Genomic DNA, 14,730 nt, shown 5'->3' with positions numbered 1-14,730 from the left:
ATGATTATGCAAACATCCATCTATAGGCTTGTTGGATTTGATGGGCTCCCTCATCCCGTTCTAGATACCCCTTATGAATCAATGGATGCAGCTGAAGGAGCAGCTAGGAATTGGGTTTCTGCTCAAGGATTTGCTGAAGGAAATAGCAATTCTATTTTTGGTATAGAGGTAAAAACATCTAATGGATCATGGAGAACAATTAGATACTCTTGACTGTTTAGGAGCTTTTTCTTAGAAATTGGATAGTACGAAAGGTTCTTTCGATGTGGGTAAGTATTGATTTGTGCCTCCTGCCATTAGGAGTAGGAGATTCACTTTCTCCATACATAGCAGCTTGTAAAGAAATAATTGAGGAAAAAGGTCTTGATTACGAACTAGGGCCAAATGGAACTGCAATAGAGGGAGATTGGGAGGAGGTTTTTCAATGTGTAAAGGCCTGTCATGAAGTAGTTCATTCTTTAGGTGCAAATCGTATCTATTCAGCTTTGAAGGTAAATACTCGCAATGACCGTTACCAATCTTTTCGTGAGAAGGTTCAAAGTGTAAGTTCTGCTTCTTATAAGCAAAAGTTGTAGCAGTTATAATTTATTAACTTCGTATCAATCATTTGCCAAAATTAATGCCATTCTCAATTTAAGAGCTATTTTTTAGTAATTAATATAAGTCCTTTTAATGAGAGCTAGTTTAAGAGGTTATTGGTTCCTTACCTGGCTAGGATTATTCTCAAATATAGGGGCGATAATCTTTTTTGCATTTGTTGTGAGTTTTTATAACCCAAGTTTTAGAGTAGGAAATATAAGTTTTTCAGCAGGCATCCATTGGCCTTCGGCTGTTGTTGGAATAGTAGCCTGTTCTGGACTTCTGGCTGAAAGGCGTTGGGGAGTAATTTTAGCAATAGTTGCTTTGTCGATGACAATTATAGGTTGTACTAGCCATGCAATTTTTTTGATCCAAAGTGAGAAATACTTTTCTGATTTAAGTATAATTGCATCTTTAATATCAGCCCTTAATTTAATGGCTCTTATTTATTGGTGTAGACCTGCGCATAGAAAAACGAAGAGAATTCGTTTATAGCATTGATCTTTATAATCAAATACTCTAGTTTTACTTTTTGAATATTTTCATAATTTATTTGTAAAATTTAGGCTGGATATGCTGTTTTGAAAGAACTCATAGGATACTGAATCCTTCTATGTCTCATCCGTTTCCAAACACTTACAAAAGCTCGTATAACTAATTCAATTTCAGATTTTGAAAGACCACTATCTAAAAGCTGCCCATCAAGTTTCCTGGAATTAATTATTTTCCTAATGGTTTTACTGGCTTCTTCATCAGTACTTTTGGGCCCTAAGGCTCTTAAGGCAGCTTCACAACCATCAGCAAGCATAAGTATGGCAGTTTCCTTTGACTGTGGTATTGGACCTTTGTACCTAAAACTGGATTCCCGCGTCGAAGGATCCAACTCTTTTGCTTTATGAAGGAAATATCCCATCTTTAGAGTCCCTTGATGCTCTGGGATGAAATCTGCTATGGGACTAGGAAGCCTGTGCTTTCTCGCAAGCTTTATTCCTTCATCAACATGAGCTTGCAGTATTTCGGCACTCTTAAAAGGGTTTTGCAATGCCTCATGAGGGTTGACACCATCCCCTTGATTTTCTATAAACCATTCTGGTGCATGTAGTTTGCCAATATCATGGTAAAGAGCCCCTGTTCTTATTAGATCAACATCTGCTTCTATAATCCGTGCACCTTCCTCGGCTAAACCACAAATAGTAAGAGTATGTTCAAAGGTCCCAGGAGCTTCTTTGGACAGCCTTCTCAAAAGAGGCCTTTCTTGATCTGAAATTTCCATCAATCTCGCTCTTGTTAATAATCCAAATGCATTTTCAATAATCGGTATTAATAAGACAGTAAACATAAGCATTGCCCCTAAAACCAGAGCCTCTGTAATGAGAGTTTCTGAATTAGGTGAAAGTCTTCTCCAAGCACTTCCTGAAGAAGATATTTGCGTTCTTAATAAAACCCATTGGCTTAATAGGGCACCAAAAGGAAAGAAAACTACTACTTGTAATAGTTGAGCTCTGCTTCTCATGCGCCCTCCTAAAAGAGCTACAAAAGCAGAAGCAATAACAGCGATAATTAGCCTTCCTTCTCCAATTCCACTTACGGGAACTGGCCACAAAAGACTTGCAATGCCTAGCCACCCCAAAGCGGAAGTTGTACCAATGCCTTGAGATAGCAGTAGCATTGGAGGCATGAGAATTTGCAATGGACTTATTGCTGCACCAAACCAGTCTTTACTTACCTGGACAATAAGAAGTAATCCAAGTGCAAGTAAGCCATGCTTAGATTTTAAGGAAGGCTTATCTTTTTTCATCAACATTAGTAATACTAAACAGCTTGCAATTGCTTCGCTAAAGCTGCAAATCCATTCAAAAGGTCGAGGACTTCTTTTTATAAGACCAAAGTAATCTAGTACGGCATAACCTTTTGATGTTATTTCTTCTCCTTTTCTAGTAATAAGATCCCCTTTCTTAACTTCTATTTTGGGTATGCTTTGCTTTGTTATTAATTCCTCAAGCAATTGCTGGCTTCTTGCAGGATCATGACGGAGGTTGGTATTCCCATAGAAGCTTGTTGCAATTATTTTTGCAGCTAAATTTATTGATGAATTATCTTGTTGATTACTTGGATTTAGATTATATTTAGCTGCATTAAATATTTGGTCATATGCAATAGTTTTTATAAGACCTTGTTTAAGCATCTTTCTAGATGATGAAATAATTTCTTCACTCCACTTAACTCTTTCTTTGTTTGATTGATTTAATAACCAGGTCCTTTCTTTTGGAGTTAGATTAACAGGTCCTATAGGAAAAGAGTCATTGCTCAATGCTACTTTCTCTAAATAATCAAGTTTTTTAATTAATATTCCTTCGATTTTTTTAGATTCTTTTGCATCAATTATTTGGACTGATGTTCTAGATATTAAATCAGTTTTTTGCTGTTCAAGTGCAGCACTATCAACTACTAAGGCATTCTCAGGGGCATTTGCATCAAATAAAGCTAGGTCACCGGGCTTTACGTCAGGAACAGCTAATAGTTTGTAACTGGAAACAATTGCTATTAAAACACAGACCATCAAAAGAACCACTCTGTCAGCCAAAGCCCAGTGACTTACTGACCTTCTTGGCGACTGACTATCTATTAAGCCTCGCCAAAAGCTTTTTATGCGTAGAATTTTTGCCAAAGCTCTTTGATACTGAACATAACCCTAGCTATTAATGAAAAGCATGCTTTCTCTTACATTAGCTCTATACAATGGTCAATAAACTAGATGGAAAGAAATTAGCCAATGAAATTGAGCTAAGAATCAACCAGGCAATAACTGATGGTATTAATGAGTCAGGGCGACCTCCTGGTTTGGCGGTGATAAGAGTCGGAGATGATCCTGCTAGTGGAATATATGTATCTAATAAAGAAAAAGCTTGTAAAAGAGTTGGAGTAAAGAGTTTTGGTTGCCATTTTAAAGCAAATACTTCTGCAGAAGAAATTGTTCAGCAAATTAGGAAATTGAATAATAATGTCCACGTTGACGGCATTTTGTTGCAACTCCCTCTTCCTTCTCATTTGAATTCAGAGGAACTTCTAAAGCATATTGATCCTGAAAAGGATGCTGATGGTCTTCATACAATTAATTTAGGACGATTAATTAAAGGTGAGCTAGGTCCAAGATCATGCACTCCTGCAGGGGTAATGGCTTTACTAGCTAAAAATCAAATTAGATTAAAGGGAGCAAAGGCTGTTGTAATTGGCCGAAGCATTCTTGTTGGAAAACCCATGGGGCTAATGCTTCAAGCGGCTAATGCAACTGTTACTCTTGCTAATTCATATACGGTTGACCTCCCTGAGATAACTACACAAGCAGATTTATTAGTTGTGGCAGCTGGGAAACCAGGCTTGATTGGCATTGAACATGTTAGAAAAAATTCAATAGTTGTAGATATTGGTATTCATAGGGTCCCTAATAAGGAGCAAGCTGGTCATAAACTATGTGGTGATGTACGTTTTGAGGAAATTCAAGATCATGTTGCTGCCATTACTCCTGTACCCGGTGGGGTAGGTCCTATGACTATTGCAATGTTGCTTGTAAACACTGTTATTGGTTGGCAGCAGCGTTGCGGTTTATCCTTGAGTCTTGGAGATCTGCTTCCATGAAGTTTTGACTCCTGAAAAAATTTTGTTCCTTAATTTTTTTCATGGATGAAGCGGTCAGCTCTATTTTTGATTTTGGCGCTTATTTGGCTAAGGCAAAAGCGCGTGTAGAAGCTGCTTTGGATAGCTCTTTAGGCCCTGAGCGTCCAGAGGAATTAAGACAGGCTATGAGGTACTCGCTTCTTGCGGGGGGTAAAAGGCTTCGCCCTATTCTCTGCTTAGCGGCTTGTGAATTAACTGGAGGCGATTCTGACGCTGCTCTTCCAACGGCAGTTGCCATAGAAATGATTCATACGATGTCGCTTATTCATGATGATTTGCCTGCTATGGATAATGATGATTTAAGAAGGGGTCGCCCTACAAATCACAAGGTATATGGTGATGCGATAGCAATTTTGGCTGGAGATGCTCTTTTGACTAGGGCTTTTGAGATGGTATCTATGCGTAGTGCCAATGTGCCTTCTGAAAGACTTTTAAGAGTTGTAGGAGAGCTGTCTTTGGTGGCAGGAGCTCCTGGCCTGGTAGGAGGTCAAGTTGTTGATCTGGAATGTGAAGGTAAGGATGTTGACTTGGAAACACTCGAATATATTCATATTCATAAAACGGGTGCCTTGTTAAAAGCTTCGGTTGTATGTGGTGCATTAATTGGCGGAGCAAATGATGATTTATTAGATGCACTTAGAACTTATTCAAAAGCTATTGGTTTAGCTTTCCAAATTGTTGACGATATACTTGATGTAACTTCCAGTAGCGAAGTGCTTGGTAAAACAGCAGGTAAAGATTTAATTGCAGATAAAACAACATACCCAAAGCTATTGGGTTTAGATGAATCACGAAGACGTGCAAATAAACTTGTCGAAAATGCTAAAGCTGTTTTGGACCCTTGGAAAAAAAATGCGGGACCTCTACTTTCGTTGGCTGATTACATCACGGCAAGAGATCGATGAGCTTTCTCCAGACAATTTCAACATCTTCTTTTAGTGAGCTGCTGGATAACACTTCTCTTGCATGGGGGCTTGCAGCTTGTGGAGTTGCGCAAGTTTCTAAATTGTTATTTGAACTGTTAATTAATAACAAATGGAGACCTTCTGTTTTGATTGAAACTGGTGGAATGCCTTCTAGCCATTCTGCACTTGTCACAGGGACTGCTTCAGGGATTGGTCTTCAGTTGGGTTTTGCTAGCCCAACGTTTGCTTTGGCGGCTACGGTTGCATTTATCGTCATGTATGACGCAAGTGGGATTCGCAGAGCTGCTGGGTTAATAGCTACACGTGTAAATCAGTTGTCTGCAGATAAATTTACTAAGTCTATAGAGATTCCTCTTAAAGAAAGTCTAGGCCATACTCGATTAGAAGTTTTAGTTGGTAGTTTATTGGGGCCTTGCATAGCTTTGCCAGGTATTGTTTTTATTGGTTCTCCTCTTCACTTAATTCATTCCTTTGGATCAATTATAGGGTGAAGGAAATTTCTTTAACTCTTGACCAGAAGAAAGCAAAAGAAGCTTTTGAATTGTGGCTAGATAAGACTTTTACTGGTGATCCTTTTATCCTTAGTGGTTTTGCCGGTACTGGTAAAACTTATTTGTCAGTTGATTTTTTAGATGAGGTTGAGCAACGAAAATTGTGTTGGACTGTTGTCGCCCCAACCCACAAAGCTGTAGGAGTTGTTAGGCGTGCATTACTGAAAAGTGACTTGAATCCAACTTTCTACCCATCCACTATTCACAGGTTGCTTCGCTTAAGATTAAAAAAGAAAGGCGACTTGGAAATTTGTGAATCAACAAGTCAAACGGCCAATTCTCTAGAGCAATTGAAGTTAGTCCTTGTTGATGAGGCTTCAATGATTAGTAGTACTCTTTTAGAGATAATTCTTGAATCTGCTCATGCTTTTAAAACACGCTTGGTTTTCGTTGGAGATCCTGCTCAACTACCTCCTGTAGGAGAAGAATATAGTCCTGTCTTTTCGCTTAAGAATGCCTCTTTTGCTGAGTTAACTACGGTTGTTCGCCATCAAGGACCTGTATTGCAATTGGCAACATTACTTAGAGACAAAAACTTTTCTTGTCCTCCTCCTCCTTGCTTTTCGACTTTAGATAAAGCAGAGCAATTTGTAAGCTCAATGAATAAAAATCTTTGGCTTGAATCTGCTAAATCTTCTTTGCTTACAGCATCAAAAAATAATGATCCAGATGCAGCGAGGATTTTATGTTATACAAATAGATACCTTGAAAGACTAATACCACATGCTCGTAGAGCTGTGCATGGGACACTTGCAGATAAGATGTCGGTTTTGCCTGGCGAGGTTCTTATTAGTAGACGAGCTGTTATGAGTAATGCGTCTTTAGAACAATCATTTTCAGAAGAAGAGCCTGGAATGCTTTTTAGTTCAAATACAGAATTGCTTGTAAAGGATGTAGGTTCAGAAATTTATGATTTTATGGATTCTGAACTAGCTGATAAATGCCCTATTGAAATACCAAGGCTTGATTCTTATACAGCAAAAATAAGTATTGGAACAAAGAATTTTTCAGTAAGGCTTTTACCAGAAGTTGATTCGATTTCTAGGAAATTACTGGACAGTTCACTAGATAAGATTTCTTTAAAAGCTAGAAAATCTACCGGGAAGGATTCTAAAATTTTATGGAAAATATTTTTTTATCTTCGAGATTCATTTGCCTATCTAAGCCCTGCTTCTGTTCTAACTGTTCATCGAAGTCAAGGAAGTACTTTTGAAGAGGTTTTTATTGCTTCAGATATCTTTTGGCCTAAAGATTTGTCTTTAAGAAGACAGCTCGCTTACGTAGCTGTTAGTAGAGCTAGTAAAGGTGTTTATCTTTTAGGCAGTCAAGAAGAGGACAACCAGGCAAATATATGGAACGAAAACTTTCAATCTATTTCTAATAATTAAAAGAATTTATTTAACAGCTTTAACAGCATTTAGCCATGAAGTGAGAACTGTTTCTGTACTAGGCCAATGAAGATGAACCCAGCTTGCATGAAAAATATTATTACTCCATCCCTCGTCTTTATAATTTGAGTACCAGCCTTTTGATTGCCATGGTGGAGATAGCTTTTCACCCAAAGCTTTTATATTATTATTTGCCGAAATATTAGGCTCATTAATTTTATGTAATGACCATCTATGAAACTCGTGACCAGTTAATGATTGATTAGAGCCAAGTAAGAGGCTATTTTTTGTAGACTTTAGCTTTCTATAACCTACTTCCAGAGCCCCTTGCTTAGCACTAAAAGGAAGTATCCCTGCCATTAAATGCGTTTTATTGTTTTCATCTTGAATTGAATTTCCAAGAATTAACATACCACCACACTCTGCATATATTGGACGAGTTCCAAAAAATCTTCGAATAGAATTTAAACTTTTTTGGGATTGACTTATTTCTTCGGCATGCAACTCTGGGAACCCTCCAGGAATAATGATTCCTTTCACTTCTTCAGGTATGGGCTCATCTTTGGTTATTCTCCATTGGATTACTTCAATGCCTAAGCTTTCTAGAGACTCCTCTAAGTCTGGATAGCAAAAATGGAAAGCTTTATCTTGTGCTATTGCGATAGGGATACTTTTTTCTTTTCTTGGCTTTTTCTGTGCAAATAACAATGTTTTATTTGCAACAATTACTGGGCTATTAGTTCTTAGTAGCTTTTCAAAATGCTCAAGGTTAAGATATCTCGATGCTACATCAGTCCATTGATTCATCTTTTCCTCAATTGATTGAATTTCATGTGCAGGAGCAAGACCTAAATTTTTACTTTTTAGGTGGAGGTATGGACTTGTTGGAAGACAACCAAGAATGTTGACATTTATTCTTTCTAAAACTTCCCTTAATAAAACCTCATGACGAGTACTGTTGACGTTATTTAAAACAACTCCTGCGATCTTAAGTTGTTTATCTTGCTCTATAAAACCTTTTACTAAAGCACCTAGAGAGGCAGCTTGTCCCCGCGAATTAACAATAAGAACTATTGGAAGTTTTAATAATCTAGCGATATCGGCAGTACTTCCATCTTCTGAACTTCCTACACCATCAAACAATCCCATGGCCCCTTCGATTAAAGCAAGCTCCGCTGATTGCGTAAATTTCTGAAAATTATTTTTAACCCATTCTGATCCGGACAAGACCACATCTAAATTTCTGCAAGGTCTTTTTGTTATTAGTGATAACTGTTGAGGATCTAAATAATCAGGCCCCACTTTAAATGTCTGTATACTTTTCTTCTGTGATTGCACCCATGATGCAAGAACAAGACTTAATAATGTTTTCCCACTGCTACTAGAAGGAGCAGAAATTATACATGTCATTTCCTTGGTTACTTGTCAACTGCTTAGTCTACTCCGCAGAGTTAATCAAGCCAAGCAATTTCGTTGCCAATGGAGCAGCATTTGCTAGTAAAGGGCTAGTGGAACCGCGACTGGTCGCAAGTAATCGTGCAACATCCATTTCAGTAGAGTTTTTTTGAATTGGCACAACTTCTTCTATTAGTTCCATGCTTGCCATGCCTCCTGCTTCTAGGCGCATGCATTCACCTGATTCAGAGGCAAGTATTACACATACTGAGCCATTAATTTTACCTTGTACTTTAGATATCAACCTTAAACCAATAATTTGTCCTGGGTGGATACTTGGTTTCCCGACTGGTAAAGGCATTAATCGGAAAATAACTGTTTGTTGATCCGGGCGGGTAAAATTTATATTAAAGCCGTTGAATTCTTTCGAGACTTCTTTCTGTAATTCCCAACCAAGTCTATCAGCAATCCAGGCGGCAAGAAGTAGTCCTTGAACAGGGTTATTGCCTTCAATGTCAATATCTATATTTGTTAGACTATTAAGTATAGATCGACGATCAGGTGGATCAAATACCATTGCCAAAGTCTCTCGCCACGTTCTAAGTCTCAGCCAATTCAGGTCATTAACTGCTTGGCCATTCTCAATAGTTGTTACAAGCAATTTAAGACATCGATGAGGCTCTCCCAACGCGCTATCAAGGACGAGTCTACGAATAGGTACGGCTAATTTGTCAAACAGGTCAGGATCCTCATCTAGCACTCCATTCCACCAAAGCCATGAGGGAAGGTCTTCAGGTATTAAATCTTCAACTATTTGAAGGCTACCTTTTAGTGAATCTAAATTGCCTCTTAGTACAACAACATCTCCGCATGCTGAATTCCCTCCTCCCTCCTCAGGTAATGGGCAATATGCTGCAACTAGAGCTTCAAGTGCATGGTCTTTTTCAATAGTTGGCGCCAGTGTAATTAGGCGCCTTGGCTGGAGATCACTGATGGAATTGTCTATATGCTGCCCTCTGAGGTCTTCGTGTGGAGGAGATGCTATTGATGTCTCGATTGCGGCTGCAACTTTTTCGTCAAAAGGTGGAGTTGAATGAGGCAAGTCCTTATCTAAAACTACTTTCCTTGCTGCTTCAATCATTTCATTCCTAGTATTACCAATAATCGGTTCTTTGAGCTTTTGTGTATTAACTAGCTTTTGTTCTAACCATGCCGGTTGCCAAATTAAAAGAGAGAATGTGTTTGCTCCTTTAGTGTCTATTTCCTCTTGGGCCCAAAGCTTATTTAAATAATTTGGTATTTCAGCAGGTGGCAATTGGAGTGGTGTTTGAAGTGTTAGTTGAGGAGACATTGATGACTTGGTTGGTTTTTAGAAAGGGAATTGATCAAGGTCTTCGCCAGAGTAGTTGGTCTTTAGCTAATAAGGCATCCGATTCCGCTGGACCCCATGTGCGTGCTTCATATTGATAAATCGGAAGCTGCCAAGGACTATCTTCTATTAATTCAAGTAAAGGTGTGTATAAGCGCCAAGCCGCCTCAACTTCATCACTTCTAGTGAAAAGAGTCGGATCGCCCAGCATCGCATCTGCTAAAAGCCTTACATAGCCTTCATCAGAAGGCTCTCCAAATGATTCGTCATATGAAAATTCCATCTCAACAGGCCTGCTTCGCATCCCTGAACCTGGTGATTTAACTTCAAAGCGAAATTCTGCTCCTTCATTGGGTTGAATTCTAAGAATTAATTGGTTTGACGTAGGACTTCCCCCAGCAGCATCAAAAAGGTGGACGGGCGCTTCTCGAAAAGTAAGTACAACCTCGCTTGTCCTTTTAGCCAGTCGTTTCCCAGTACGTATATAAAATGGCACGCCTTGCCATCTCCAATTATCAATAAAAAGTTTCATGGCTACATAAGTTTCTGTTGTGCTATTTGGATCAACACCAGGTTCTTGCCTATAACCAGCTATTGGATTTGCTTTGTTACCTCCTTTTGAGTATTGCCCTCTTACACAGCATTTCCATGGTTCTAATTCGTTTGCAAGGTGAGCTGCTTGAAGTACTTTCGCCTTTTCGTTCCTTATTGCTTCAGGGTCAAAATGCCCAGGTGGTTCCATTGCTGTTATCGCAAGCATTTGTGTTAAATGGTTTTGCACCATATCCCTTAACGCTCCTGAGCTCTCGTAGTAACCTGCTCTATCTTCTACGCCAACAGTTTCTGCAGATGTAATTTGAATGTTCGAGATATAATTTCTATTCCAAATAGGTTCGAAAATCGTATTAGCGAATCTTAAGACTAAGATATTTTGAACAGTTTCCTTCCCAAGATAATGATCTATTCTGAAAATTTGACTTTCTAGAGCACAGTTTTGCACTAGTTGATTAAGAGTTTGAGCGCTACTGTAATCACGTCCAAAAGGTTTTTCTATTACTACACGATTTCTTTTGGGATCATTTAATAGACCTGCATTCGCAAGTGATTTGCAGCCATTTGCGTAGAACTTAGGCGAAACAGAAAGATAAAAAGTTCTATTACCATGAGTTGCTTTTAAACGATCAATATCTTCCAATCTTTTAGCTAATTTTATTACATCTTCTGAATGTTGCAGGTCTACAGGCTCATAGAAAAGATTTGAGCAAAATTCTTCCCATTCTTTAGTGTTATTTATAATTTTATTTTCAAGCGATGAAGCCATCTTTTGACGGAATACTTCATCGGTCCATGGCCTTCTTGCACACCCAATAATTGCAAATTCACTTGGCAATCTCCTTTGCTTGAAAAGTTCAAACAAAGCAGGTATCAATTTCCTATGAGTAAGGTCCCCACTTGCCCCAAAAATCACCAGGCATTGTGGAGAAATAACTCTTTCTTGCCTGAGTCCTATTCTTAAAGGATTTGTAATCGGCATGATCAATTAATACCTCCCTTTGCCGATGATTGAAACTGCTAATGATTAAATTCAAATTAATTATCTAAAAGAAGCTATGTTTTGTTCTCAGATCACCAAAATTAAAAAATTACCTTTTCCAAAAAATTGCCTCTCTATAACCAGTAAATCCTTTTATAGAGAGGCTTCTTTAAGTTATAGGTAGGCAAAAGTAGTTAAATCAATAAGTTTCAACATGCCATCTTCCTTGTTTCTTTAATTGAGGCCTTAGTTCGTCCCATTTCAACCCTTTTGAGGCAGCAGCTTTATTCATGGCTTCATCTATCCCAGGCTCCATACCCTTTAATCCGCATAGGTAAATATGAGTTTTAGGGTCCTCAATCATTGAGAATATTTCCTCTGCATGCTCAAGGACTCTGTCTTGTATGTACATTCTGCCTCCCTTTGAATTCTTTTGTTCTCGGCTAATCGCCTTTGTATAGCGCAGATTATTTGGGAATTGAGACTTGTAATGCTCAAAATCAGAATCGTAAAGAAGGTTTTCTGTTTTTGGAGCACCCATGAAAAGCCAAGCATTACCTTTGTAATTCCAATTGTTCTTTTGTCTCTCTGATGGCTCAAACATTTTGCGGAGATAAGCTCTCATAGGAGCTATACCTGTTCCTGTCGCAAGCATAATTATATTTGCGTCTTCATTGTCTGGGAGAAGCATTTCTTTCCCGACAGGCCCAGTTATTTTTACTTTGTCGCCTGGCTTGATATCGCAAAGATATGTAGAACATACCCCATCAATTGTTTGACCGTCTTTCTCATATTGAAGCTGACGCACACATAAAGAGACAGTGTCGCCTTTGAAATCATCTCCATGCCTTGTACTGGCAATCGAATAAAGACGTATCTTAAGCGGTTTGCCTTTGGCATCCTCACCTGCAGGAATGATTCCAATACTTTGACCTTCAACATATTTCAGCAATGGATCGCCATTAGCAAGATCAAAAGTTATGTGATGAACTCTGCCAATAGCTCCTTCCTTAAGAAGTGAATAGTTTTCTTTTACAGTGCCAATGAAGGGTGTTTTTGGCTTGTAAGTATTAACGGGAACATTTGCGTGTGCCTGCTTTTTAACTGTCTTGGCTGGAGCAGGAGGTGCTGATGTCGGTTTCTTTTCAGGAGTACTAGGGCTTGCCTGACTGGTTTTATCATTAACCTTGGTCTGGGTCCTTTTGAGGATAAATGATTGAATAAAGCCAAATACCCCAACAATGATGGGAATATGAGCGAGACCGCCGGCGATTACATTTGCTTCCGAATAAGACATTAAAAACTTAAAACCGATGTGGAGAATACCAATACATGGAGTTTATTGGCTCACATATTCGATTCTTTAGTTCACGTTTTGAGATTGGCACAAGTCAGAACATTTGCTTCATTCTCCCAAGAAGCTTTCTTTTTATGTATTCTTCCTTAGCTTTTGACGATTATTGGTTTTGTCTAGAGTTAAGGCTATTAAGAGTCCTCCTGAAGATGTTCCAGAAGGATATTTGGCTGCAATGGGAAGAAACGAGAGAACTATTGAGCAAACTATGGAAGTTCTGCCTAAAGGGACTAGAAGGCTTGCTGCTCAATTGCGAACAAGTGCCACCTTCGATGCCTTATGGACAATCCTTACTACATACGATCAATTAAGTAATTTCATACCCAATTTGAGCAGTAGTAAGTTGCTTTCTAGACAAGCTAATCGTGTAGAGCTAAGACAGGTTGGTTCTCAAGTATTTTTAGGATTTACTTTTACGGCAGAAGTCCTGCTTGAGCTTTTTGAAGAAAAAGACAAGGGACTTTTGAAATTTAATTTGATTGAAGGCGACTTTCGGCGATTTGAAGGATCATGGTTGATCACACCTTCGCAAAACAAGTGTGACACCTCACTGGTATACGAATTAACTGTGCAAGGAGCCTTAGGCATGCCTGTGGGGCTTATAGAAAATAGATTAAGGCAAGACCTGGCCAATAACCTGTTGGCCGTTGAGAGAGCCGCTCTAGGGACTGCGTAAAGCAATTGCAGTTTGGCTTTGATATTTATACCCCCAAGGGGATTCGAACCCCTGTCGCCTCCGTGAAAGGGAGGTGTCCTAGGCCTCTAGACGATGGGGGCGAGGCCGTGATCATTTAATTGATCACATTGTGAAAGTTACGGGCCAGGTTAACCCTGAGTCAAGCTTTGCTATGACTTGTCATCTCCATTCCACACAGGAACTGTAAAATGAAAACACGAACCTTTGCCTGGTTCAGACACTACCCAGATCTTGCCACCATGCACTTCAACAATGCGTCTGCACACTGAAAGGCCTATCCCGAAGCCAGCTGTATCACTGGATGTTTGGGGTAAACGTACTCGGTCTAAGAATATCCTTTGCTGTTCTTCTTCAGGTATCCCAGGACCATTGTCACAAATACTTACCTGAACCCATTGATTAGTTCTGTGTAACATTGTTATTGAAATAGTTTCACCATCTTTTGAAAATTTAAGTGAATTTTCTATAAGGTTTAAAAGTACTTGCCTCATTCTTCTCTGATCAGCAAAAACTTTTGGTAGGTCAGATGGAATATCTGTATTAACTCCTACACCCCTTGCTAGCCAAAACTTCTCTAGCTCAAGAATAACTTCCGCTGTGATACTTGTTAAATTAGCTTTTTGAGGATTAAACAATGCTTCCCATCTAGTACTACCAACTTCAAGTAAATCTTTTGATAATAGTTCGATTTCTTCAAGTCTCCTTTTAACTACTTCTTGAAATTTCTCTTGGTTAATTTGCCCAAGTTCTTGACTTTGCATTGCTAGAACTGCTGCTGATAAAGGAGTTCTTAATTCATGGGCAACCATCCTCAATAGTCTTTCCTGGGCCTCAACTCTTGCTGAAAGTGTCTCATTCTCTTGGCGCAATACGAGAAGTTCGTCTTCTAGAAGTAATTCTCTTCTTGTTAGTCCTCCATTATCATTTTCAGGGTTTCTAAGGTTTAAATCTACGCTACTTATAAGTCCCTCTTGCTCCCACCTTGGCAGCCAGTTTTTAAGTTGTTGAAAAATGGTACTTCCTGCAAAAATCTGTTTTGGCTGAGGGTTTATTTTTATTAATGCTGGGATTGCAACAAGCCTATGCAGCTCTAAAAGTTCTGGTTGCTCACTAGGATCAGATAACTGTAAGGAAATGTTGAAACCACATTCTTCAGATTCTAGGAAATTTACCAGTGAAATTATATCTTTGCGAGAAAGATGCTGCCTGTTTGCCACCAAAAGTAGTTTTAGATCCCTCCTTTCTTTTTTAGTAGCCACATC

Annotated in this window: 14 protein-coding genes and 1 tRNA gene; 8 read left to right on the top strand and 7 right to left on the bottom strand. The window is 38.9% G+C overall.

Annotated elements, in window-relative coordinates; genetic code table 11:
• The first annotated feature begins 6 nt into the window (after positions 1-6).
• The 3 genes from O5635_RS02835 to O5635_RS02825 all read left to right on the top strand — a co-directional run bounded on the left by O5635_RS02835 (position 7) and on the right by O5635_RS02825 (position 1,074).
• Positions 7-213 (top strand): hypothetical protein, encoded by a 207-nt coding sequence (locus O5635_RS02835; RefSeq protein ID WP_241462966.1) that lies wholly within the window; start codon positions 7-9, stop codon positions 211-213.
• Positions 214-263: 50 nt separating this feature from the next.
• Positions 264-575 carry an MTH1187 family thiamine-binding protein gene (locus O5635_RS02830; RefSeq protein ID WP_036902631.1) on the top strand — a complete coding sequence of 104 codons (312 nt, stop codon included), beginning with the start codon at positions 264-266 and terminating at the stop codon, positions 573-575.
• A 97-nt stretch (positions 576-672) separates the two neighbouring features.
• Positions 673-1,074: a hypothetical protein gene (locus O5635_RS02825; protein ID WP_036902632.1), complete on the top strand. Its 402-nt coding sequence runs from the start codon at positions 673-675 to the stop codon at positions 1,072-1,074.
• Between the two features lie 67 nt (positions 1,075-1,141).
• Here the strand turns inward: O5635_RS02825 and O5635_RS02820 are convergent, their stop codons facing one another.
• Positions 1,142-3,247, bottom strand: coding sequence for an HDIG domain-containing metalloprotein (locus O5635_RS02820; protein WP_036902633.1), 2,106 nt, complete (start codon positions 3,245-3,247; stop codon positions 1,142-1,144).
• Positions 3,248-3,318: 71 nt separating this feature from the next.
• On the opposite strand from O5635_RS02820, the gene folD reads away from it, so the two are divergent.
• Genes folD through O5635_RS02800 form a run of 4 tightly spaced genes read left to right on the top strand, consistent with a single transcriptional unit; the run spans position 3,319 to position 7,119 of the window.
• Positions 3,319-4,215 (top strand): bifunctional methylenetetrahydrofolate dehydrogenase/methenyltetrahydrofolate cyclohydrolase FolD, encoded by an 897-nt coding sequence (gene folD / locus O5635_RS02815; protein WP_036902634.1) that lies wholly within the window; start codon positions 3,319-3,321, stop codon positions 4,213-4,215.
• A gap of 41 nt (positions 4,216-4,256) precedes the next feature.
• Positions 4,257-5,159: a geranylgeranyl diphosphate synthase CrtE gene (crtE, locus tag O5635_RS02810; protein WP_036902635.1), complete on the top strand. Its 903-nt coding sequence runs from the start codon at positions 4,257-4,259 to the stop codon at positions 5,157-5,159.
• Positions 5,156-5,671, top strand: a complete 516-nt coding sequence (locus O5635_RS02805; RefSeq protein WP_052042980.1) for a divergent PAP2 family protein — start codon at positions 5,156-5,158, stop codon at positions 5,669-5,671. Before crtE ends, O5635_RS02805 begins: the two co-directional genes overlap by 4 nt.
• Positions 5,668-7,119 carry an AAA family ATPase gene (locus tag O5635_RS02800; protein ID WP_036902636.1) on the top strand — a complete coding sequence of 484 codons (1,452 nt, stop codon included), beginning with the start codon at positions 5,668-5,670 and terminating at the stop codon, positions 7,117-7,119. The genes O5635_RS02805 and O5635_RS02800 overlap by 4 nt, the downstream gene beginning before the upstream one ends.
• 6 nt (positions 7,120-7,125) lie before the next feature.
• On the opposite strand, the gene O5635_RS02795 is transcribed toward O5635_RS02800, so the two are convergent.
• The 4 genes from O5635_RS02795 to O5635_RS02780 all read right to left on the bottom strand — a co-directional run bounded on the left by O5635_RS02795 (position 7,126) and on the right by O5635_RS02780 (position 12,714).
• Positions 7,126-8,529: a cobyrinate a,c-diamide synthase gene (locus O5635_RS02795; protein ID WP_036902637.1), complete on the bottom strand. Its 1,404-nt coding sequence runs from the start codon at positions 8,527-8,529 to the stop codon at positions 7,126-7,128.
• 28 nt (positions 8,530-8,557) lie between these two features.
• Positions 8,558-9,865, bottom strand: coding sequence for a glucose-6-phosphate dehydrogenase assembly protein OpcA (locus O5635_RS02790; RefSeq protein WP_036902638.1), 1,308 nt, complete (start codon positions 9,863-9,865; stop codon positions 8,558-8,560).
• Between the two features lie 34 nt (positions 9,866-9,899).
• On the bottom strand, positions 9,900-11,417 hold the full coding sequence (gene zwf, locus O5635_RS02785; RefSeq protein ID WP_420063648.1) for a glucose-6-phosphate dehydrogenase: 1,518 nt from the start codon (positions 11,415-11,417) through the stop codon (positions 9,900-9,902).
• Positions 11,418-11,616: 199 nt separating this feature from the next.
• A complete protein-coding gene (locus tag O5635_RS02780; RefSeq protein ID WP_269607880.1) occupies positions 11,617-12,714 on the bottom strand; it encodes an FAD-binding oxidoreductase in 1,098 nt (365 codons plus the stop codon).
• A gap of 232 nt (positions 12,715-12,946) precedes the next feature.
• Between O5635_RS02780 and O5635_RS02775 the strand changes: the two genes are divergently transcribed.
• Positions 12,947-13,447 carry an SRPBCC family protein gene (locus O5635_RS02775; RefSeq protein ID WP_036903628.1) on the top strand — a complete coding sequence of 167 codons (501 nt, stop codon included), beginning with the start codon at positions 12,947-12,949 and terminating at the stop codon, positions 13,445-13,447.
• Positions 13,448-13,475: 28 nt separating this feature from the next.
• On the opposite strand, the gene O5635_RS02770 is transcribed toward O5635_RS02775, so the two are convergent.
• Positions 13,476-13,548, bottom strand: a tRNA-Glu gene (locus tag O5635_RS02770).
• A 69-nt stretch (positions 13,549-13,617) separates the two neighbouring features.
• Positions 13,618-14,727, bottom strand: a complete 1,110-nt coding sequence (locus O5635_RS02765) for a histidine kinase (protein WP_420063647.1) — start codon at positions 14,725-14,727, stop codon at positions 13,618-13,620.
• Positions 14,728-14,730 lie beyond the last annotated feature (3 nt).

Origin of the sequence: Prochlorococcus marinus str. MIT 0919, assembly GCF_027359375.1 — a bacterium.
Lineage (GTDB): Bacteria > Cyanobacteriota > Cyanobacteriia > PCC-6307 > Cyanobiaceae > Prochlorococcus_D.
The sequence above is the reverse complement of the archived record's forward strand: the minus strand, read 5'-3'. Positions and strand labels throughout refer to the sequence as shown.

Excerpts from the sequence above, each read along its gene's own strand:
- O5635_RS02775 (WP_036903628.1), top strand. The coding sequence starts at position 12,947 with ATGGGAAGAAACGAGAGAACTATTGAGCAAACTATGGAAGTTCTGCCT.
- O5635_RS02825 (WP_036902632.1), top strand. The coding sequence starts at position 673 with ATGAGAGCTAGTTTAAGAGGTTATTGGTTCCTTACCTGGCTAGGATTA.
- folD (WP_036902634.1), top strand. The coding sequence starts at position 3,319 with ATGGTCAATAAACTAGATGGAAAGAAATTAGCCAATGAAATTGAGCTA.
- O5635_RS02790 (WP_036902638.1), bottom strand. The coding sequence starts at position 9,865 with ATGTCTCCTCAACTAACACTTCAAACACCACTCCAATTGCCACCTGCT.
- O5635_RS02780 (WP_269607880.1), bottom strand. The coding sequence starts at position 12,714 with ATGTCTTATTCGGAAGCAAATGTAATCGCCGGCGGTCTCGCTCATATT.
- zwf (WP_420063648.1), bottom strand. The coding sequence starts at position 11,417 with ATGCCGATTACAAATCCTTTAAGAATAGGACTCAGGCAAGAAAGAGTT.
- crtE (WP_036902635.1), top strand. The coding sequence starts at position 4,257 with ATGGATGAAGCGGTCAGCTCTATTTTTGATTTTGGCGCTTATTTGGCT.
- O5635_RS02805 (WP_052042980.1), top strand. The coding sequence starts at position 5,156 with ATGAGCTTTCTCCAGACAATTTCAACATCTTCTTTTAGTGAGCTGCTG.
- O5635_RS02795 (WP_036902637.1), bottom strand. The coding sequence starts at position 8,529 with ATGACATGTATAATTTCTGCTCCTTCTAGTAGCAGTGGGAAAACATTA.
- O5635_RS02835 (WP_241462966.1), top strand. The coding sequence starts at position 7 with ATGCAAACATCCATCTATAGGCTTGTTGGATTTGATGGGCTCCCTCAT.
- O5635_RS02830 (WP_036902631.1), top strand. The coding sequence starts at position 264 with ATGTGGGTAAGTATTGATTTGTGCCTCCTGCCATTAGGAGTAGGAGAT.